This window comes from Geodermatophilus sp. TF02-6, assembly GCF_003319115.1.
GTDB lineage: Bacteria > Actinomycetota > Actinomycetes > Mycobacteriales > Geodermatophilaceae > Geodermatophilus.
Genome location: NZ_QOHF01000002.1, coordinates 234,367 through 252,991, shown reverse-complemented (window position 1 = coordinate 252,991; position 18,625 = coordinate 234,367). Strand labels below are relative to the sequence as shown.

Annotated in this window: 15 protein-coding genes; 10 read left to right on the top strand and 5 right to left on the bottom strand. The window is 74.3% G+C overall.

Translation table 11 applies throughout. The annotated features are described in order from the left end of the window. Positions 1-4 precede the first annotated feature (4 nt). From uvrC to DQ238_RS03185, 10 genes are all read left to right on the top strand, one after another. Positions 5-2,104: an excinuclease ABC subunit UvrC gene (gene uvrC, locus DQ238_RS03230; protein ID WP_113779851.1), complete on the top strand. Its 2,100-nt coding sequence runs from the start codon at positions 5-7 to the stop codon at positions 2,102-2,104. 5 nt (positions 2,105-2,109) lie between these two features. Beyond that, positions 2,110-3,084 carry an RNase adapter RapZ gene (gene rapZ, locus DQ238_RS03225; RefSeq protein WP_233495678.1) on the top strand — a complete coding sequence of 325 codons (975 nt, stop codon included), beginning with the start codon at positions 2,110-2,112 and terminating at the stop codon, positions 3,082-3,084. 56 nt (positions 3,085-3,140) lie between these two features. After that, positions 3,141-4,172, top strand: a complete 1,032-nt coding sequence (gene yvcK, locus DQ238_RS03220) for a uridine diphosphate-N-acetylglucosamine-binding protein YvcK (protein WP_305037553.1) — start codon at positions 3,141-3,143, stop codon at positions 4,170-4,172. 27 nt (positions 4,173-4,199) lie between these two features. Beyond that, positions 4,200-5,180, top strand: coding sequence for a DNA-binding protein WhiA (gene whiA, locus DQ238_RS03215; RefSeq protein ID WP_113779915.1), 981 nt, complete (start codon positions 4,200-4,202; stop codon positions 5,178-5,180). Between the two features lie 256 nt (positions 5,181-5,436). Beyond that, positions 5,437-6,444, top strand: a complete 1,008-nt coding sequence (gene gap, locus DQ238_RS03210; RefSeq protein WP_113779849.1) for a type I glyceraldehyde-3-phosphate dehydrogenase — start codon at positions 5,437-5,439, stop codon at positions 6,442-6,444. Further along, the gene (pgk, locus tag DQ238_RS03205) at positions 6,441-7,640 is read left to right on the top strand and encodes a phosphoglycerate kinase (protein ID WP_113779848.1); all 1,200 of its coding nucleotides are present in this window, start codon (positions 6,441-6,443) and stop codon (positions 7,638-7,640) included. The genes gap and pgk overlap by 4 nt, the downstream gene beginning before the upstream one ends. 104 nt (positions 7,641-7,744) lie before the next feature. Then, complete coding sequence (gene tpiA, locus DQ238_RS03200; RefSeq protein WP_113779914.1) at positions 7,745-8,527, top strand: triose-phosphate isomerase; 783 nt, start codon at positions 7,745-7,747, stop codon at positions 8,525-8,527. 31 nt (positions 8,528-8,558) lie between these two features. Continuing rightward, positions 8,559-10,343, top strand: coding sequence for an ABC transporter substrate-binding protein (locus DQ238_RS03195; protein WP_113779847.1), 1,785 nt, complete (start codon positions 8,559-8,561; stop codon positions 10,341-10,343). Positions 10,344-10,538: 195 nt separating this feature from the next. Continuing rightward, complete coding sequence (secG, locus tag DQ238_RS03190; RefSeq protein WP_233495670.1) at positions 10,539-10,772, top strand: preprotein translocase subunit SecG; 234 nt, start codon at positions 10,539-10,541, stop codon at positions 10,770-10,772. A 95-nt stretch (positions 10,773-10,867) separates the two neighbouring features. Next, complete coding sequence (locus DQ238_RS03185) at positions 10,868-11,209, top strand: RNA polymerase-binding protein RbpA (RefSeq protein WP_113779846.1); 342 nt, start codon at positions 10,868-10,870, stop codon at positions 11,207-11,209. Between the two features lie 301 nt (positions 11,210-11,510). Here DQ238_RS03185 and pgl read toward each other — a convergent pair whose 3' ends face one another. The 5 genes from pgl to tkt all read right to left on the bottom strand — a co-directional run bounded on the left by pgl (position 11,511) and on the right by tkt (position 18,607). Continuing rightward, positions 11,511-12,266 carry a 6-phosphogluconolactonase gene (pgl, locus tag DQ238_RS03180; RefSeq protein WP_113779845.1) on the bottom strand — a complete coding sequence of 252 codons (756 nt, stop codon included), beginning with the start codon at positions 12,264-12,266 and terminating at the stop codon, positions 11,511-11,513. Positions 12,267-12,378: 112 nt separating this feature from the next. After that, positions 12,379-13,476 carry a glucose-6-phosphate dehydrogenase assembly protein OpcA gene (locus DQ238_RS03175; RefSeq protein ID WP_113779844.1) on the bottom strand — a complete coding sequence of 366 codons (1,098 nt, stop codon included), beginning with the start codon at positions 13,474-13,476 and terminating at the stop codon, positions 12,379-12,381. A 40-nt stretch (positions 13,477-13,516) separates the two neighbouring features. Next, positions 13,517-15,034 (bottom strand): glucose-6-phosphate dehydrogenase, encoded by a 1,518-nt coding sequence (gene zwf / locus DQ238_RS03170; RefSeq protein WP_113779843.1) that lies wholly within the window; start codon positions 15,032-15,034, stop codon positions 13,517-13,519. Positions 15,035-15,200: 166 nt separating this feature from the next. Continuing rightward, positions 15,201-16,307, bottom strand: coding sequence for a transaldolase (gene tal, locus DQ238_RS03165; protein WP_113779842.1), 1,107 nt, complete (start codon positions 16,305-16,307; stop codon positions 15,201-15,203). Between the two features lie 86 nt (positions 16,308-16,393). Further along, complete coding sequence (tkt, locus tag DQ238_RS03160) at positions 16,394-18,607, bottom strand: transketolase (protein ID WP_113779841.1); 2,214 nt, start codon at positions 18,605-18,607, stop codon at positions 16,394-16,396. Positions 18,608-18,625: the final 18 nt, after the last annotated feature.

Genomic DNA, 18,625 nt, shown 5'->3' with positions numbered 1-18,625 from the left:
GCGCATGCCCGACCCGTCCACGTACCGACCGGCGGTCGGCAGCATCCCGGAGGACCCGGGGGTCTACAAGTTCCGCGACCCCAACGGGCGGGTGGTCTACGTCGGCAAGGCCAAGAACCTCCGGCAGCGACTGAACAGCTACTTCGCCGACGTCGCCGGGCTGCACCCGCGCACCCGGCAGATGGTGACGACGGCGGCCAGCGTCGAGTGGACCGTCGTCGGCACCGAGGTCGAGGCCCTCCAGCTCGAGTACAACTGGATCAAGGAGTTCGACCCGCGGTTCAACGTCCGCTACCGCGACGACAAGAGCTACCCCTCGCTGGCCGTGACCCTGAACGAGGAGTACCCGCGGCTGCAGGTCATGCGCGGGCCGAAGAGGAAGGGCGTGCGCTACTTCGGCCCGTACGCGCACGCCTGGGCCATCCGCGAGACGCTCGACACCCTCACCCGGGTCTTCCCGGCCCGCACCTGCTCCAACGGCGTCTTCACGCGCGCCGGGCAGATCGGCCGCCCGTGCCTGCTCGGCTACATCGGCAAGTGCGCCGCGCCCTGCGTCGGTCGGGTCAGCGCCGAGGAGCACCGGCGGATCGTCGACGACTTCTGCGACTTCATGGCCGGCCGGACCGACCTGATGGTCAAGCGGCTCGAGCGGGAGATGGCCGAGGCCGCCGAGGCGATGGAGTACGAGAGGGCCGCCCGGCTGCGCGACGACATCGGGGCGCTCAAGCGGGCGATGGAGAAGCAGGCCGTCGTCCTCGGCGACGGCACCGACGCCGACGTCGTCGCCTTCGCCCAGGACGAGCTGGAGGCCTCCGTCCAGGTCTTCCACGTGCGCGGCGGGCGGGTGCGCGGCCAGCGCGGCTGGATCGTCGACAAGGTCGAGGAGGTCACCACCGGCGAGCTGGTCGAGCAGTTCCTCCTGCAGGTCTACGGCGGTGTGGACGACGAGAACGGCGCCGGCGAGGCCGTGCCCCGCGAGGTGCTCGTGCCCGAGCTGCCCGCCGACGCCGACGTCTACGCCGAGCTGCTCGCCGAGCTGCGCGGCTCGAAGGTGTCCCTGCGCGTCCCCCAGCGCGGCGACAAGCGGGCCCTGCTCGAGACCGTGCAGCGCAACGCCGAGGAGGCCTTCGCCCGGCACCGGGTGAGGCGGGCCAGCGACCTCACCGCCCGCTCGCTGGCGCTGGCGGAGCTGCAGGAGGCGCTCGAGCTGCCCGAGGCGCCGCTGCGGATCGAGTGCATCGACGTCTCGCACGTGCAGGGCACCGACGTGGTGGCCTCGATGGTCGTCTTCGAGGACGGCCTGGCGAAGAAGTCCGACTACCGCCGCTTCGCGGTCACGAACGGGACCGACGACACCGCGGCGATGGCCGAGGTGGTCCGCCGCCGCTTCGCCCGGCACCTCCGGGAGCAGGCCGACCGGGCGGACGCCGGAGGCGTCGCCGCGGAGGAGGGCCGGCCGCGCCGGTTCGCCTACCCGCCCAACCTGCTCGTGGTGGACGGCGGCGCCCCGCAGGTGGCCGCGGCCGCGCGGTCCCTGGACGAGCTGGGGATCGTCGACGTCGCCGTCTGCGGGCTGGCCAAGCGCATGGAGGAGGTGTGGCTGCCCGGGGAGAGCGACCCGGTGGTCCTGCCGCGCACGTCGGAGGCGCTGTACCTGCTGCAGCGGGTCCGCGACGAGGCGCACCGCTTCGCGATCACCTACCACCGGCAGAAGCGGTCCACCAGCATGCTGGTCTCCCTGTTGGACGACGTCCCCGGGCTCGGCGACACCCGGCGAAAGGCGCTCATGAAGCAGTTCGGATCGCTCAAGCGGCTGCGCGCCGCGACCGTCGAGGAGCTGATGGCCGTCCCGGGCATCGGCCGGCGGACGGCGCAGGCGGTGCTGGCGGCGGTCGCACAGCCGGAGGTGGGGGAGGCGACGGAGGTACAGCCGGAGGTGGGGGAGGCGACGGAGGTACAGCCGGCGGAACCGGTGGAGCCGGCGGTCGACACCCCGGCCGGTGCGGTCGTCGAGACGACGACCGCACCGGCCGGCCCCGCCGAGCGGGGCACTCCGAGCGGCGACGCCGGGACCACCGCCGAGGTCGGCCGGGTGGCCTCGTGAGCCGGATGGACGGGGCGCGGACGGCGGACGGCGTGCTCGGCGCCCACCCCGGCCCGGCCGGCAACGGCGGCCACCCGCACGGCGACCTCCCCGCCCCCATGGACCCGGCGTCCACCGAGACCCCGCCGCTGGACGTCGTCGTCGTCACCGGCCTGTCCGGCGCCGGCAAGAACAGCGCCGGGCGGGTGCTGGAGGACCTCGGCTGGTTCGTCGTGGACAACCTCCCCCCGGCGCTGCTGCTGCCGATGGTGGAGCTCGGCGCGCGGGGCGACGTCCGCCGCTTCGCCGCCGTCGTGGACGTGCGCAGCCGGGCGTTCTCCAGCGACCTGCAGGAGGCCATCCGTGTGCTGTCGGAGGCCGGGCACCGCCCGCGGGTGCTCTACGTGCACGCGCGCGACGAGGTGCTGGTCCGCCGCTACGAGTCCAACCGGCGCGAGCACCCGCTGCAGGGAAACGGCACGCTCATCGACGGCATCACCGCCGAGCGCGGCCTGCTCACCGGGATCGCCGGCGAGGCCGACCTGTGGGTGGACACCAGCGACCTCAACGTGCACCAGCTGCGCGCCACGCTGGAGAACGCCTTCGCCCGCGAGGGCCAGACCCCGCCGCTGACCGCCACGGTGATGAGCTTCGGCTTCAAGTACGGCCTGCCGCTGGACGCCGACCTGGTCGTGGACGCGCGGTTCCTGCCCAACCCGCACTGGCTGCCCGAGCTGCGCCCGCACACCGGGCAGGACCCGGACGTGCGCGCCTACGTCCTGGGCCAGGAGGAGGCGGCCCCGTTCCTGGACCGCTACACCGACGTGCTGCGGCTGCTCATCCCCGGCTACCGGCGGGAGGGCAAGCGCTACCTGACCCTCGCGGTGGGGTGCACCGGCGGCAAGCACCGCAGCGTCGCGATCGCGGAGGAGTTCGCCCGCCGACTGCGGGCGGACGGCGTCGACGCCGCCGTCCAGCACCGCGACCTGGGCCGCGAGTAGTGGCCGCCGGAGACACCGGGCCTGCGGGTCCGGCGCTCGACCGACCACTGCGCGTCGTGGCGTTCGGCGGCGGCCACGGGCTGGCCGCCGCCCTGGCCGCGTGGCGGCGGATCACCCCCGACCTCACCGCCGTCGTCACCGTCGCCGACGACGGCGGCTCCTCCGGCCGCATCCGCCGGGAGATGCCGGTGCTGCCGCCCGGCGACCTGCGGATGGCGCTGACCGCCCTGGCCGGCGACGACCCCGGTACCCGGCAGGTGGCCGCGCTGCTGCAGCACCGGCTCGGCGGGACCGGCGTCCTCGCCGGCCACCCGGTGGGCAACCTGGTGCTCACCGGGCTGGTCGAGATGCACGACGGCGACACCGTCCGCGCGCTGGACGACCTGTGCCGGCTGCTCGGCGCCCGCGGCCGGGTGCTGCCCATGGCCGACGTGCCGCTGGACCTGGTGGCCCGGGTGGACAGCACCGACCCCGACGACCCGGCGCGCAGCCGCACCATCCGCGGGCAGGTGGCGATCGCGACCACGCCCGGCCGGGTGCGCGACATCATCGTCGCGCCGCCGGACCCGCCGGTGAGCCGGGCGGTGCTCGACGCCATCGCCGCCGCCGACGTCGTCTCCCTCGGCCCGGGCTCCTGGTACACCTCGGTGCTGCCGCACCTGCTGGTCCCGCGGCTGCGCGCCGCCCTCGAGGCCAGCCGCGCCCGAGTGGTCGTCGTCCTCAACCTGGAGCCGCAGCCGGGGGAGACCGACGGCTTCTCGCCGGAGGAGCACCTGGCGGTCCTGCGGGCGCACCTGGGCGGGGTGGCGCTGCACACGGTGATCGCCGATGTCGACTCGGTGGTTGACCGCTGTGGTCTCCTGTCTGCGGTGCGTGAGTGCGGAGCCGAGCTGGTCCTGACCCCGGTGGCCGAGGGGGAGGGGGCGCCGCGCCACGACCCGGTGCGCCTGGCCACGGCTCTGGGGACGGCCCTGCGGTCGGCGGCCGGGGTGCGACAGGGCATGGAAATCCGGAGTCCGGTACCGCAACCTCAGGTACCGGCACCGGTACGAGGGGGAGAAGGAGACGCCGCACATGGGGCTTGGTGACCCCGGGGGGACGTGGGGGTGGACGGCATGGCGATGACCGCCATGGTCAAGGACGAGCTGTCTCGGGTGGAGTGCAGCAAGACCTCTGAGCGCAAGGCGGAGGTCACCGCGCTGCTGCGGTTCAGCGGCGGCCTGCACATCGTCGGTGGCCGCGTGGTCATCGAGGCCGAGCTCGACACCGGCTCCGTCGCCCGCCGGCTCCGTCGAGACATCAGCGAGGTGTACGGCTACACCAGCGGGGTGAGCGTGCTGGCCGGCGGCAACATCCGCCGCGGCGTGCGCTACCTGGTCCGCATCGCCAAGCACGGCGAGGGCCTGGCCCGCCAGACCGGGCTGGTCGACCAGCGCGGCCGTCCGGTCCGCGGGCTGCCGCCCGCCGTCGTCTCGGGCAGCCTCAACGACGCCGAGGCCGCCTGGCGCGGGGCCTTCCTCGCGCACGGGTCGCTCACCGAACCGGGCCGCTCCTCCTCCCTGGAGGTCACCTGCCCCGGCCCCGAGGCCGCCATGGCGCTGGTCGGCGCCGCCCGGCGGCTCGGCATCGCCGCCAAGGCCCGCGAGGTCCGCGGCGCCGACCGGGTGGTCGTCCGGGACGGCGACGCGATCAGCGCGCTGCTGACCCGCATGGGCGCCCACGACGCGGTGATGGCCTGGGAGGAGCGGCGGATGCGCCGCGAGGTCCGGGCCACGGCCAACCGGCTGGCCAACTTCGACGACGCCAACCTGCGCCGCTCCGCCCGCGCCGCGGTGGCCGCCAGCGCCCGCGTCGAGCGGGCGCTGGAGATCCTCGACGGCGACGCCCCCGAGCACCTGCTGGTCGCCGGCCGGCTGCGGCTCGAGCACGGTCAGGCGTCGCTGGAGGAGCTCGGCCAGCGGGCCGACCCGCCGATGACCAAGGACGCCGTCGCCGGCCGCATCCGCCGGCTGCTGGCGATGGCCGACAAGCGGGCCAAGGACCTCGGCATCCCCGACACCGAGTCCGTCGTCACCGAGGACATGCTCGCCCAGTAGTGGAAGGACCCCTCTGCCCCCCACCGCAGAAGGACGGGGTCCTTCTCGAGGAGGACGGGGTCCTTCTGCTGCAGGGAGGCCGTTCCGGTACGTCACCGGGTGCGCGGTCGTCACCGAGGCCGTGCTCGCGCTCCTCGGGCCGTCACCGGCGCCCCGGGCCACATCAGCCCAGGACCGCTAGGGTCGTCCCCGAGCGAGGCCGCGTGCTCCGCGCGGCCCCCGGAACACCGGCTTCACCGGACTAGGGAGGTCTGCAGTGACCGTGCGGGTGGGCATCAACGGATTCGGCCGGATCGGGCGCAACTTCTGGCGGGCCGCCGCGGCGAGCGGTGCGGACGTGGAGATCGTGGCGGTGAACGACCTCACCAGCCCCGAGACCCTCGCCCACCTGCTGAAGTACGACAGCGTCCTGGGCAAGCTCTCCGAGGACGTCGCCGCCGACGGGGAGGGCATCAAGGTCGGCGGGGACACCATGAAGGTGCTCTCCGAGCGCGACCCGGCCAACCTGCCGTGGGGCGACCTGGGCGTCGACGTGGTCGTCGAGTCCACCGGCTTCTTCACCAAGGCCGACGACGCCCGCAAGCACGTGGACAAGGGCGGCGCCAAGAAGGTCATCATCTCCGCGCCGGCCACCGGCGACGACATCACCATCGTCATGGGCGTCAACGACGACCAGTACGACGGCTCGCAGACGATCATCAGCAACGCGTCCTGCACCACGAACTGCCTGGCCCCGCTGGCGAAGGTCCTCAACGACGCGTTCGGCATCGAGCGCGGCCTGATGACCACCATCCACGCCTACACCGCCGACCAGAACCTGCAGGACGGGCCGCACCGCGACCTGCGCCGCGCCCGCGCCGCCGCGCTCAACATGGTCCCGACCTCCACCGGTGCGGCCAAGGCCATCGGCCTGGTGCTGCCGGAGCTGAAGGGCAAGATGGACGGCTACGCCATCCGGGTGCCGGTGCCCACCGGCTCGGCCACCGACCTGACCGTGGAGCTGGGCCGCCAGGCCTCCGCCGACGACATCGACGCCGCCTACCGCGAGGCCGCCGGCGGCCCGCTCGGCAAGTACCTCACCTACACCGACGCGCCGATCGTGTCCTCCGACATCGTCACCGACCCGTCGTCGTGCATCTACGACGCCAAGCTGACCAAGGTCTTCGGCCCGATGGCCAAGGTGCTCGGCTGGTACGACAACGAATGGGGCTACTCCAACCGGCTGGTCGACCTGACCGTGCTGGTCGGCACGTCCCTCTCGTGAGGACCGTCGACGACCTGCTCGCCGAGGGGGTCTCGGGTCGGCGCGTGTTCGTGCGCGCCGACCTGAACGTCCCCCTGGACAAGACGCAGGCGATCACCGACGACGGGCGGATCCGGGCCAGCCTGCCCACCCTCCAGGCGCTGCGGGACGCCGGCGCCCGGGTGGTCGTGGCCGCGCACCTGGGCCGCCCGGAGGGCGCACCCGACCCGCAGTACTCGCTGGCGCCGGTGGCCGCGCGCCTGGGCGAGCTGCTCGGCGCCGACGTGCCGCTGGCCGCGGACGTGGCCGGCGAGGACGCGCGGGCCAGGGCCGCCGACCTCGGCGACGGCGACGTGCTGCTGCTGGAGAACGTCCGGTTCGAAGCAAACGAAACGGCAAAGGACGCTGACTTGCGGGGCGAGCTGGCCGACCGGTTCGCCGCGCTGGCCGACGCCTACGTCGACGACGCGTTCGGTGCGGTGCACCGCAAGCACGCCTCGGTGTACGACGTCGCGCTGCGCCTGCCGCACTCCGCCGGCCGGCTGGTCGTCGAGGAGCTGGACGTGCTGCGCCGGCTGACCGAGGACCCCGAGCGCCCCTACGTCGTGGTCCTCGGCGGCTCCAAGGTCAGCGACAAGCTGGCCGTCATCGAGGCGCTGCTGCCCAAGGTCGACCGGCTGCTGGTCGGCGGCGGGATGTGCTTCACCTTCCTCGCCGCCCAGGGCCTGGGCGTCGGCGGCTCGCTGCTGGAGGCCGACCAGGTCGACACCTGCCGGCGGCTGCTCGACGAGAACGGGGACCGGATCGTGCTGCCGCTCGACGTGGTCTGCGCTGCCGACCTCAGCGACGACGCGCAGACCACCGTCGTCGCCGTCGACGCCATCCCCGACGACCTCAAGGGCCTCGACGTCGGCCCGCGCACGGTGGAGGCCTTCGGCCGCGAGCTGGGCGGGGCCCGCACCGTGTTCTGGAACGGCCCGATGGGGGTCTTCGAGCTGGCGCCGTTCCAGGCCGGCACCCGCGGGGTGGCCGAGGCGGTCGCCGCCGTCGACGGACTGTCCGTGGTCGGTGGCGGGGACTCCGCGGCCGCCGTCCGCCAGCTCGGCCTCGACGAGTCCGCCTACGGGCACATCAGCACCGGGGGCGGAGCGTCGCTGGAGTACCTCGAGGGCCGGGAGCTGCCCGGGATCGCGGTGCTCGAGCGAGGGGACGCGTAGTGGCCCGCAGGGACGCCGCGGGCCGCCGGGAGGGGCGGTCTCGCGAGGGGCGGGCTCATGAGGGGCGGGCTCATGAGGGGCGGCCTCATGAGGGGCGGAGGCCGCTGATCGCCGGCAACTGGAAGATGCACCTCACCCACCTCGAGGCGATCGGGTTGGTGCAGAAGCTGGTGTTCTCCCTCAAGGAGGCGGAGCTGGAGGCCGCCGAGGTCGTCGTCCTGCCGCCGTTCACCGCGCTTCGCAGCGTGCAGACGCTGGTCGCCGGCGACAAGCTGGACGTCGGGTACGGCGCGCAGGACCTCTCGGCGCACGACTCCGGCGCCTACACCGGTGAGGTCAGCGGCGCGATGCTGGCCGCGCTCGACTGCACCTACGTCGTCGTCGGCCACTCCGAGCGGCGCGCGCTGCACGGCGAGGACGATGCGGTGGTGGCGAGCAAGGTGCAGGCCGCGCTGCGGCACGGCCTGGTGCCGATCCTGTGCGTGGGGGAGGGGCTGGAGGTGCGCCGCGCCGGCCAGCACGTCCCGTACACCACCGCCCAGCTCGACGCCGCGCTCGAGGGGCTCTCGACCGAGCAGCTGACCGCGCCGGGGGACGGCACCGGGATCGTCATCGCCTACGAGCCGGTGTGGGCCATCGGCACCGGTGAGGTCGCCACCCCCGAGGACGCCCAGGAGGTGTGCGGTGCCATCCGGTCACGGCTCGCCGAGCGTTTCGGCCCGGGGACGGCCGAGGTCGTCCGTATCCTCTACGGCGGGTCGGTGAAGGCCGCCAACACGGCCGGGATCCTGGCCGGGCCGGACATCGACGGTGCGCTCGTCGGTGGCGCCAGCCTGGACGCCGACGAGTTCGCGCAGATCTGTCGGACAGCCGCCGACGGCAGCTGACCGCCGCCGCCGGCCAGGCGGGGAGCGGTGGGTGGACAGCACGCTGGAGCGGGGCCCGGCCGGGGCCGGCGGCGCCCGGGGCCGGGTGCTCGGCGCCGTCCTCGCCGTCCTCCTCGTCGCCGGCCTCGCCGTCGGGTGCGGGGGCACGGGGGACGCCGGCGCCGGCGTCCCCGTCCAGGGCGGCGGCCCGGACACCGGGCTGACCGGGGTCCGGGCGCCGTCCGACGCTCCCGGCGGGACGCTGCGGGTGGTCACCGGCGAGGTCGACAGCCTCGACCCCCAGCGCTCCTACCTGCCCGGCGTGTGGAACCTCATGCGGCTCTACACCCGGACCCTGGTGACGTACTCGACCGAACCCGGCCGCACCGACGAGCTGGTGCCCGACCTGGCCACCGACCTGGGCACCACCCCGGACGGCGGCAGCACCTGGACCTTCACCCTGCGCGAGGGCGCCCGGTTCGAGAACGGCCGGCCGATCACCTCCCGCGACGTCAAGTACGGCATCGAGCGCTCCTTCGCATCCGACGTGGTGGTCGGCGGCCCGACCCACGTGGTGGAGCTGCTCGACGACCCGGCCGACCCCTACGCCGGTCCGTACCAGGACGAGTCGCCCGACAGGCTGGGCCTGGCCGCCATCGAGATCCCCGACGACCGCACCGTCACCTTCCGGCTGCGCACGCCGCAGCCGGACTTCCCGTTCGTCATGGCGCTGCCGTCGAGCAGCCCGGTGCCGGTCGAGGACGACATCGGCGCCGACTACGGCCGCGACCCGGTCTCCTCGGGCCCGTACGCGGTCACCTCGGTCGACGCGGTGACCGGCATCGTGCTCGACCGCAACCCGCAGTGGGATCCGGCCACCGACGACGTGCGCACCGCGCTGCCCGACCGGGTCGTCGTCCGCACCGGGCTGACCGGGGTGGAGCGCGACCAGGCGCTGCTGGCCGGCTCGGCGGACGTCGACGTCTCGGGCACCGGGGTGCAGGCCCCCACGACCGCCCGGGTGGTGGAGGAGGCCGGCGGGGAGGTCCCCCTCGCCGACCGGGTGGACGAGGTCCCCAGCAACGTGGTCCGGCTGCTGGCGCTGCCGACCGACGTGGCGCCGTTCGACGACGCGCACTGCCGGGCCGCGGTCGCCGCGGCGGTCGACCGGGCGGCCGTGCAGGAGCAGCTGGGCGGTCCGCAGGAGGCCGCGCGCACCTCGCAGCTGTGGCCGCAGGGACTCGACGGCGGCCCCGAGGACCCCGACCCCGGCCCCGACCCCGACGCCGCGCGGGAGTCGCTGGCCGCGTGCGGCCGGCCGGACGGGTTCGGCACCGTGCTCGCCGTGCCCGACGCCGCGACCAGCGTGGCCGTCGGCGAGGAGGTCGCCGCCGAGCTGGCCGGGGTCGGCATCCAGGCCGAGGTCCGGCCGCTCGACGCGCCCAGCTTCTACGCCACCGAGGTGGGCAACCCGGACACGGTCCGGGCCAACGGGATCGGCATCGTGCTGGCCACCTGGACCGCCGACGTCCCGACCCCCGGGTCGTTCCTCGTCCCGCTGGTCGACGGCCGGTCGGTCAGCCTCGTCGGCAACACCAACTTCGCCCGGCTGACCGACCCCGCCATCGACGCCCTCATCGACACCGCGCGGGCCGCCGGCGACCCGGGTACCGCCCGCGCCGCCTGGCGGGAGGTCGCGACGGCGGCCGTCGCGACCGGGGCGTACGTACCGCTGGCCGAGACGCGGGTGCAGCTGATGGCCGGGCAGCGGCTGCGCAACGGCGTGGTGATGACGGCCTACAGCAGCTACGACCTGGCGACCGCCGGCGTCCGCTGACCGGCGTTCTCCGCCGGGCGTCGCTGCGAGCCCGGGCGTCGCTGTGAGCCCGGGCGTCATTGCGAGCAGCGGACCGGGACGCAGGGGCGGACCCGTGTCGTCCTCCGCCGACCGCCGGACCGCGCGGGAGCGGAGCAGGACCCGGTCCGGGCCGCGGAGGCCGGGCCGACCCGGCCGGTCGGTTACCCTCGGGACATGATCGAGCTGGTCCTCAACGTGCTGCTGGTGCTCACCAGCGTGCTCCTCGTGGTGCTGATCCTGCTGCACCGGGGCAAGGGCGGGGGACTGTCCTCGATGTTCGGCGGCGCGGTCTCCTCGCAGCTGGCCGGTTCCTCCGTGGTCGAGAAGAACCTCAACCGGCTGACCGTGTTCACCGGGCTGATCTGGGCGATCTGCATCGTGGGCCTGGGCATCCTGCTGAAGGTCTGAGCCGGGGGAAACGGGTCGGGATCACGCTGCGGAGGCCCTAGACTGCCCAAGCGGCCGGTTGCGCCGCAGGACCGCTGGGGACACAGGGGGCGCTCGTGGCTGGTGGGAACGCGATCCGGGGGACGCGGGTCGGAGCGGGGCCGATGGGGGAGGCCGAGCGCGGCGAGTCCGCCCCCCGCCGGCGGGTGGGGTTCTGGTGCACGCAGGGGCACGAGACCCTGGTGGCCTTCGCCACCGACGCCGAGGTGCCCGAGTTCTGGGACTGCCCCCGGTGCGGGCTGCCCGCCGGTCAGGACCCGGCGGCGCCGCCGCCGGTGCCGCGCACCGAGCCGTACAAGACCCACCTCGCCTACGTCCGCGAGCGGCGCAGCGACGCCGACGGCGACGCCCTCCTCGAGGAGGCGCTGAACAAGCTGCGGGAGCGGCGCGGCGGCTGAAGCAAGGACGCCTTGCCCCGCGCCCGGCCCCGTCCAGGGCACCGCCCCGAGCCCTGATGGCCCCCTCGCAGGAGAAGGACCCCGCCCCCCTCATCCCTCGCAGGCTCGGTGGAAGGACCCCGCCCCCTCACGCCTCGCAAGCTCGGCGCGAGCCTCCGGACGGGGCCGGGACGGGGCCAGCGGCGAGCCTGCGAGTGGCGGGGGGCGAGGGGGCCCTTCACGGGGAGGACGGGATCCTCCTACCTGAAGGGTGGCCGCCGTCCCCACCCTCCGCTCGGAGAGGCCCGGGAGGGGTCCTCGCTCAGCCGCCTCCGCTCAGCTCGCCGGCGGCGTCGGCGTCCAGCAGCCACCGGGTGGCCCGGCGGCCGTGCACCCCGGCGGCCGGCAGCTGGAGCGGCCCGGCCCCGCCCTCGAGGGCCCGGGCGACGGCCGGCGCCTTGGCCGCCCCGGAGACCAGCAGCCACACCTCCTCCGCGGTGTTGATGGCGGAGAAGCCGAGGCTGATCCGGGTGGGCGGCGGCTTGGGGCAGTCGCGCACCGCGACCACGGTGCGCTCGTCGGAGGCGGCCGGGGACTCGGGGAAGATCGACGCCACGTGTCCCTCCGGGCCCATGCCCAGCAGCAGGACGTCGAAGCGGGGCAGCGCCTCGCCTTCGGGGGCGGCGTCGGCCAGCTGCCCGGCGTACCAGGCCGCGGCGTCCTCCGGTTCGGTGCCGGCGTCGGAGGCGGGCATCGCGTGCACCCGCTCCGCCGGCACGCCGACCACGTCGAGCAGCGCCCGACGTGCGCCCAGCTCGTTGCGCTCCTCGTCGTCGGCCGGCACGAACCGGTCGTCGCCCCACCAGACGTCGACCGTCGTCCAGTCCACCTGCTCCCGCTCGGGCTCCCGGGCCAGCCCGGCGACCCGTTCCAGGACGGCGGTGCCGATGCCGCCGCCGGTGAGCACCACCGACGCCGTCCCGTGCACCGTCTGCGCCGCGGCCAGCCGGGCGACCAGGGCGGAGGCGGCGGCGCGGGCCAGCCGGTCGGCGTCCGGCTCGACGACGACGTCGGGCACTTGGCCCTCCTGCAGGGGCCCGCCGCGCGGCCCCGTCCCGAGGCTCACTCCGAGCCTGCGAGGGGTGAGGAGGACGGGGTCCTTCTACGGTGGGGGGCAGGAGGGTCCTTTCTCACGGCACCCTCTCCGCAGTGTCGTGCTCGCCCTCGAGGGCGACCTCGTCGGAGTCGACCGAGTCCGCCGGCACCTCCGGGGCCATCTGACCGTCGCTCGGGGCAGCCTGGGCGGGGTCGACCCACACGTGCTCGCGCACCGGGGAGCGGTCGCTCAGGCCGGAGACGCCGGTGGCGGCCTCCAGGGCGTCGGCGAACGGCTCGTCCGGGTCCAGCCGGCGCAGCTCCTCGCCGATCAGGTCGCCGAGCTGGCGGTCGGGCAGCGCCACGGTCGAGTCCGGCCGGAACGGCTGGGTGATCGCGGCGCCGCCGCGGCGGTCGGCCTCCACCCGCACCTGCTCGTCCTGGTCGAGCTGCAGGACGACCGCCGAGACGCCGCTCGGGCCGGGGCGCCGGGTGGCGCTCACGAGGGGGACGTCGCAGCCGCAGCGGGCGCCCACCCAGCCGGCCAGCAGCCGGGCGGTCGCGTTGTCGGGGTCGCCCTCCACCTGCCCGCCCCGCAGCCGCACGGCCTCGCCGCGGCGGCCCGCCACGGAGTCCAGGGCCGAGGTGAGGGTGGTCCGCCAGGGCGTGCTGCGGGTCCAGGCCAGGTCGGTGTCACCCGGGGCGTAGTCCTCGGCCCGGGTGTGCAGCGCGGCCACCTGGTCGTCGGCCAGCGAGCTGTCGGTGATCCGCCGGTCGGCGATGACCGCGAGCGCGTCGGTGGCCAGCCGCCCGGGCGGCGGGCCGTGCCACCAGGTGACGACGGGCGCGTCGGCGGCCAGCAGCGGCAGCACGACCGACTCGGCGTGCAGGGCGAGCCGGCCGTACATGCGCATCACCACGGCCTCGCCGGGCCCGAGCCGGCCTCCGATGAGCACCTCGGCGTCCAGCCGCGGGTGCGGGGCGTCGATCTGCCGGCGGACGACGATGAGCAGCCGGCACGGGTGCTGCTCGGCGGCGGCGGTCGCGGCCTCCTCGGCCTCGGCCACCCGGCCCTCGTCGGCCACGACGACCAGCGTCAGCGCGACGCCGGAGAGCACCGCGCCGCCGGTGCGCCGCTGCGCCGCGAGCTCCTTCACCACCGCCGAGCCGGTGGTGTCCCACAGCGTGGTCACGGGGTCTCCTCGGGTCGGGCGGGCAGGGGATCGAGACGGGTCACGGGCGCCGCCACCGGCGTCCCTCGACGGCGAGCATCTCGTCGGCCGCCCGCGGCCCCCACTCGCCGGCCCGGTAGGGCTGCGGCGTCGTCCCGGCCCAGAACTGCTCGAGCGGGTCGATCACCGTCCAGGACGCCTCCACCTCGGCGTTGCGGGGGAACAGCGTGGCGTCGCCGAGGAGCACGTCGAGCAGCAGCCGCTCGTAGGCCTCGGGGCTGGCCTCGGTGAACTGCTCGCCGTAGAGGAAGTCCATCGACACGTCGCGGACCTCCATGACGCTGCCGGGGACCTTCGACCCGAACTTGAGGGTGACCCCCTCGTCCGGCTGCACCCGCACGACCAGCTGGTTGTTGCCCAGTTCCTCGGTGTCGGTGTCGGCGAAGGGCAGGTGCGGCGCCCGCTTGAACACCAGCGCGATCTCGGTGACCCGCCGCGGCAGCCGCTTGCCGGTGCGCAGGTAGAACGGCACCCCGGCCCAGCGGCGGGTCTCCACGCCCAGCCGGACGGCGGCGTAGGTCTCCGTCCGCGAGTGCGGGTCGACCCCTTCCTCCTGGCGGTAGCCGGTGGCCCGCTGACCGGCCAGCCAGCCCTGCTCGTACTGGCCGCGGACGGCGAAGGTCGAGAGGTCCTCGGGCAGCGAGACGGCCCGCAGCACCTTGAGCTTCTCGGTGCGGATCTCCTCGGCCGAGAGCTCGACCGGCTCCTCCATGGCGGTGAGCGCCAGCAGCTGCAGCAGGTGGTTCTGCAGGACGTCGCGGGCGGCGCCGGTCTGCTCGTAGAACTGCGCCCGGCCGCCGATGCCGACGTCCTCGGCCATGGTGATCTGCACCGAGTCGACGAAGTGACCGTTCCAGATCGGCTCGAACAGCGTGTTGGCGAACCGCAGCGCCATCAGGTTCTGGACGGTCTCCTTGCCCAGGTAGTGGTCGATGCGGAAGACGTCCTCGGCGGTGAACACCGAGTCGACCAGGGCGTTGAGCTGCCGGCTGGACTCCAGGTCGTGGCCGAAGGGCTTCTCCACCACCACCCGGCGCCAGCGCTCGGGGGTGCTGTCGGCCATGCCGGTGCGCTGCATCTGCTTGAGCACCACCGGGAACATCGCCGGCGGGATGGACAGGTAGAAGGCGGCGTTGCCGCCGATGCCGTGGGTGCCCTCCAGCTCGTCGAGGGTGGCGGCGAGCTGGTCGAAGGCGTTGTCGTCGTCGAACGACCCCTGCACGAACCGCACGCTGGTGGCCAGCCGGTCCCACACCTCCTCGCGCCAGGGGGTGCGGGCGGCCTTGTGCGCGGCCTCGCGGGCCAGCTCGGCGAAGTCCTCGTCACCCCAGTCGCGGCGGGCGAAGCCGAGCAGCGCGAAGTTGGTCGGCAGCAGGCCGCGGTTGGCCAGGTCGTAGACGGCCGGCAGCAGCTTCTTGCGTGCCAGGTCCCCGGTGATGCCGAAGACGACGAGGGCGCAGGGTTCGGGCACCCGGGGCAGCCGCCGGTCCCGCGGGTCGCGCAGCGGGTTGGTGATCATGGTCCGTCCTCGAGGTCGGGGAGGGGGCCCCGCCGTCCGGCGCGGCGGTGGACCGGACGGCGGGGACGGAACAGGGACGTCCTCGACGCGATCCTGCTGGAGCAGTCGCCGATCCTGCCGGAGCAGGCTCAGCTCAGCGCGTCGAGGAGCGGACCGACCCCGACGGTCACACCTTGTCCTCCAGCTGGGTGCGCACCGACTCGGTGAGCTCGTCCCAGGAGTCGACGAACTTCTGCACACCCTCGTCCTCGAGCACCCGGAAGACGTCGTCGAGGTCGACGCCGGCGTCGGCGATCGCCTGCATCACCGAGGCGGCCTCGTCGTAGGCCTTCTGGACCGGGGTGCCGGGGCTGCCGTGGTCGGCGTAGGCCATCAGGGTCTTCTCCGGCATGGTGTTGACCGTGCCGGGGGCGATGAGCTCGCTGACGTAGAGGGTGTCGGGGTAGTCGGGGTTCTTGACCCCGGTCGAGGCCCACAGCGGCCGCTGCGGTCGGGCGCCCTTGGCCTCCAGCGCCTTCCAGCGGTCGGAGGAGAACACCTCCTCGTAGGCCTGGTAGGCCAGCCGGGCGTTGGCCACCGCCGCCTTGCCCTTGAGCTGCGGGTCGGCGCCGGCGGCGTCCAGCCGCTTGTCGATCTCGGTGTCGACCCGTGAGACGAAGAACGAGGCGACGGAGGCGATCCCGGTGAGGTCGGCGTCCGGGTCCTCGGCCAGCCGCTGCTCCAGCCCGGTCAGGTACGCGTCCATGACCGCCCGGTAGCGGTCGAGGCTGAAGATGAGGGTGACGTTGACACTGACGCCCTTGGCGATGGACGTGGTGATGGCCGGCAGCCCCTCCCGGGTCGCCGGGATCTTGATGTACAGGTTGGGCCGGTCGACCAGCCACCACAGGTGCGCGGCCTCCGCGGCGGTCGCGTCGGTGTCGTGGGCCAGGCCGGGCGCGACCTCCAGCGACACCCGGCCGTCGCCGGGCTGGCGCTCGGCCACCGGCGCGAGTAGGTCGCAGGCATCCCGGACGTCGGCGGCGGTGATGGTCCGCAGCGCTTCCTCCACGCACACCCGGCGGACGGCGAGGGCGTGCAGCTGGTCGTCGTAGGACTGCGACCCGCTGATCGCCCCGGCGAAGATCGTCGGGTTGCTGGTGACCCCGACGACGCTGTACTCGTCGACCAGCGACTGCAGCTTTCCGCCGTGGATCATGTCGCGGGAGAGGTCGTCCAACCAGACGGCCACCCCGGCCTCCGACAGCTCGGCCAGCTTCTCGTTCTGTGCCATGTCAGGTTCCTTCCTAGGTGAGTCTGGAACGGCCCTGTCGCAGGGACCCGGCCCGAGCTTGCGAGGGTCGGGGGGCGAGAGGGTCCTTACCGGTCGCCGGTGGGGTGGGTCAGACCGCCGGTGGAGGGCACGGGGCCGGCCGGGACGGCGTCGCCGGACCTCGCCGCCTCGATGCTCTCGTGGGCGGCGGCGACGACCGCTTCGTCGGTCAGACCGAACTGCTCGTAGAGCACGGAGTAGGCCGCGCTGGCCCCGTAGTGGGTCAGGCCGACGATCCGGCCCGCGTCACCGACGAACTCGCGCCAGCCCATGGGGACGCCCGCCTCCACGCTCACCCGGGCCCGGACGGAGGGCGGCAGCACGTCCTCCCTGTAGGCCTGGTCCTGGTCGGCGAACCACTCGACGCAGGGGACGGAGACGACCCGGGTGGGGACGCCCTCGGCCTCCAGCCGCTCGCGGGCGGCCACCGCGATCTGCACCTCGGAGCCGGTCCCCAGGAGGATCACCTCGGGGGTCCCGTTCGAGGCCTCGGCCAGGACGTAGGCGCCGCGGGCCACGCCCTCGGCCGAGTTGGACGTCGAACGGTCGAAGACCGGCAGGTTCTGCCGGGACAGCGCCAGACCCGCCGGCCGGTCGTTGTGCTCGAGGATCGTCCGCCACGCGATGGCGGTCTCGTTGGCGTCGGCCGGGCGGACGAAGTCCAGCCCCGGTATGGCGCGCAGGGCGGCGAAGTGCTCGATCGGCTGGTGGGTGGGGCCGTCCTCGCCGAGGCCGATCGAGTCGTGGGTCCACACGTAGGTGACCGGCAGCTGCATCTCCGCGGCCAGCCGCACCGCGGCCCGCATGTAGTCGGAGAAGGTGAGGAAGGTGCCGCCGTAGACCCGGGTGCCGCCGTGCAGCGCGATGCCGTTCATGATCGCGCCCATGGCGTGCTCGCGGACGCCGAAGTGGAGGGTGCGCCCGTACGGCCCGCCCGACCACATCTTGGTCTGCCGGTCCGGGGGCAGGAACGACGGCTCGCCCTCGACGGCGGTGTTGTTGCTCTCCGCCAGGTCGGCCGACCCGCCCCACAGCTCGGGCAGCTTCGGGTAGAGCGCGGCGAGCACCTGGCCGGAGGCCTTGCGGGTGGCCACGCCCTTGGGATCGGCGTCCCAGCTCGGCAGGTCGTCGGCCCAGCCCTCGGGCAGCCGGCGCTCCCGCATGCGGGCCAGCAGCGCGGCCCGCTCCGGGTTCGCCTGCTCCCACGCGGCGAAGCGCTCGTCCCACTCGGCGCGCTCCTCGCGGCCCTTCTCCACGACCGAGCGCGCGTGCGCGAGCACCTCGTCGTCCACGGCGAAGTGCTGGTCGGGGTCGAAGCCCAGGATCTCCTTGGTGGCCCGCACCTCGTCCTCGCCGAGGGCCGAGCCGTGGGCGGCGCCGGTGTTCTGCTTGTTCGGCGCGGGCCAGGCGATGATCGTCCGCAGCACGATCATCGAGGGCCGGGAGGTCTCGGCCTTGGCCGCGGCGAACGCGGCGTCGACCGCGGCGAGGTCCTCGCCGTCGTCCACGTGCTGGACGTGCCAGCCGTAGGCCTCGTAGCGCTTGCCGACGTCCTCGGTGAAGGCGACGTTCGTGTCGTCCTCGATGGAGATCCGGTTGTCGTCGTAGACCAGGATCAGGTTGCCCAGCTGCTGGGTGCCGGCCAGGGAGGAGGCCTCGCCGCTCACGCCCTCCTCCATGTCGCCGTCGGAGGCGAAGCACCAGATGGTGTGGTCGAACAGGCTCTGGCCCTCGGGGGCGTCGGGGTCGAGCAGGCCGTGTTCGCGGCGGGCGGCCATCGCCATCCCGACGGCGTTGCCGACGCCCTGACCCAGCGGGCCGGTCGTCGTCTCCACGCCCGGCGTGTGGTTGACCTCGGGGTGGCCCGGGGTCTTCGAGCCCCAGGTGCGCAAGCCCTCCAGGTCTTCGAGCTCCAGGCCGTAGCCGGAGAGGTAGAGCTGGATGTAGAGGGTCAGGCTCGAGTGCCCCATGGAGAGGACGAACCGGTCGCGGGCCACCCAGTTCGGGTCGGCGGGGTCGTGCCGCAGCCACTTGTGGAACAGCAGGTAGGCGGTCGGGGCCATGCTCATCGCCGTCCCCGGGTGGCCGTTGCCCACCTTCTGGACGGCGTCCATGGCCAGCACCCGCACGGTGTCGATCACCCGGCGGTCGACGTCCCCGAAGCCGTCGGGGAGGGTCGGGTGCGGCTGGCGCGGGTCGCCGGTGGGGGCGTCGGTCGCGGCTTCGGCCGGGGCCTCGGACTCGGTGCTCTGGGTTCCCATCTCTGTCGCGCTCCCTCG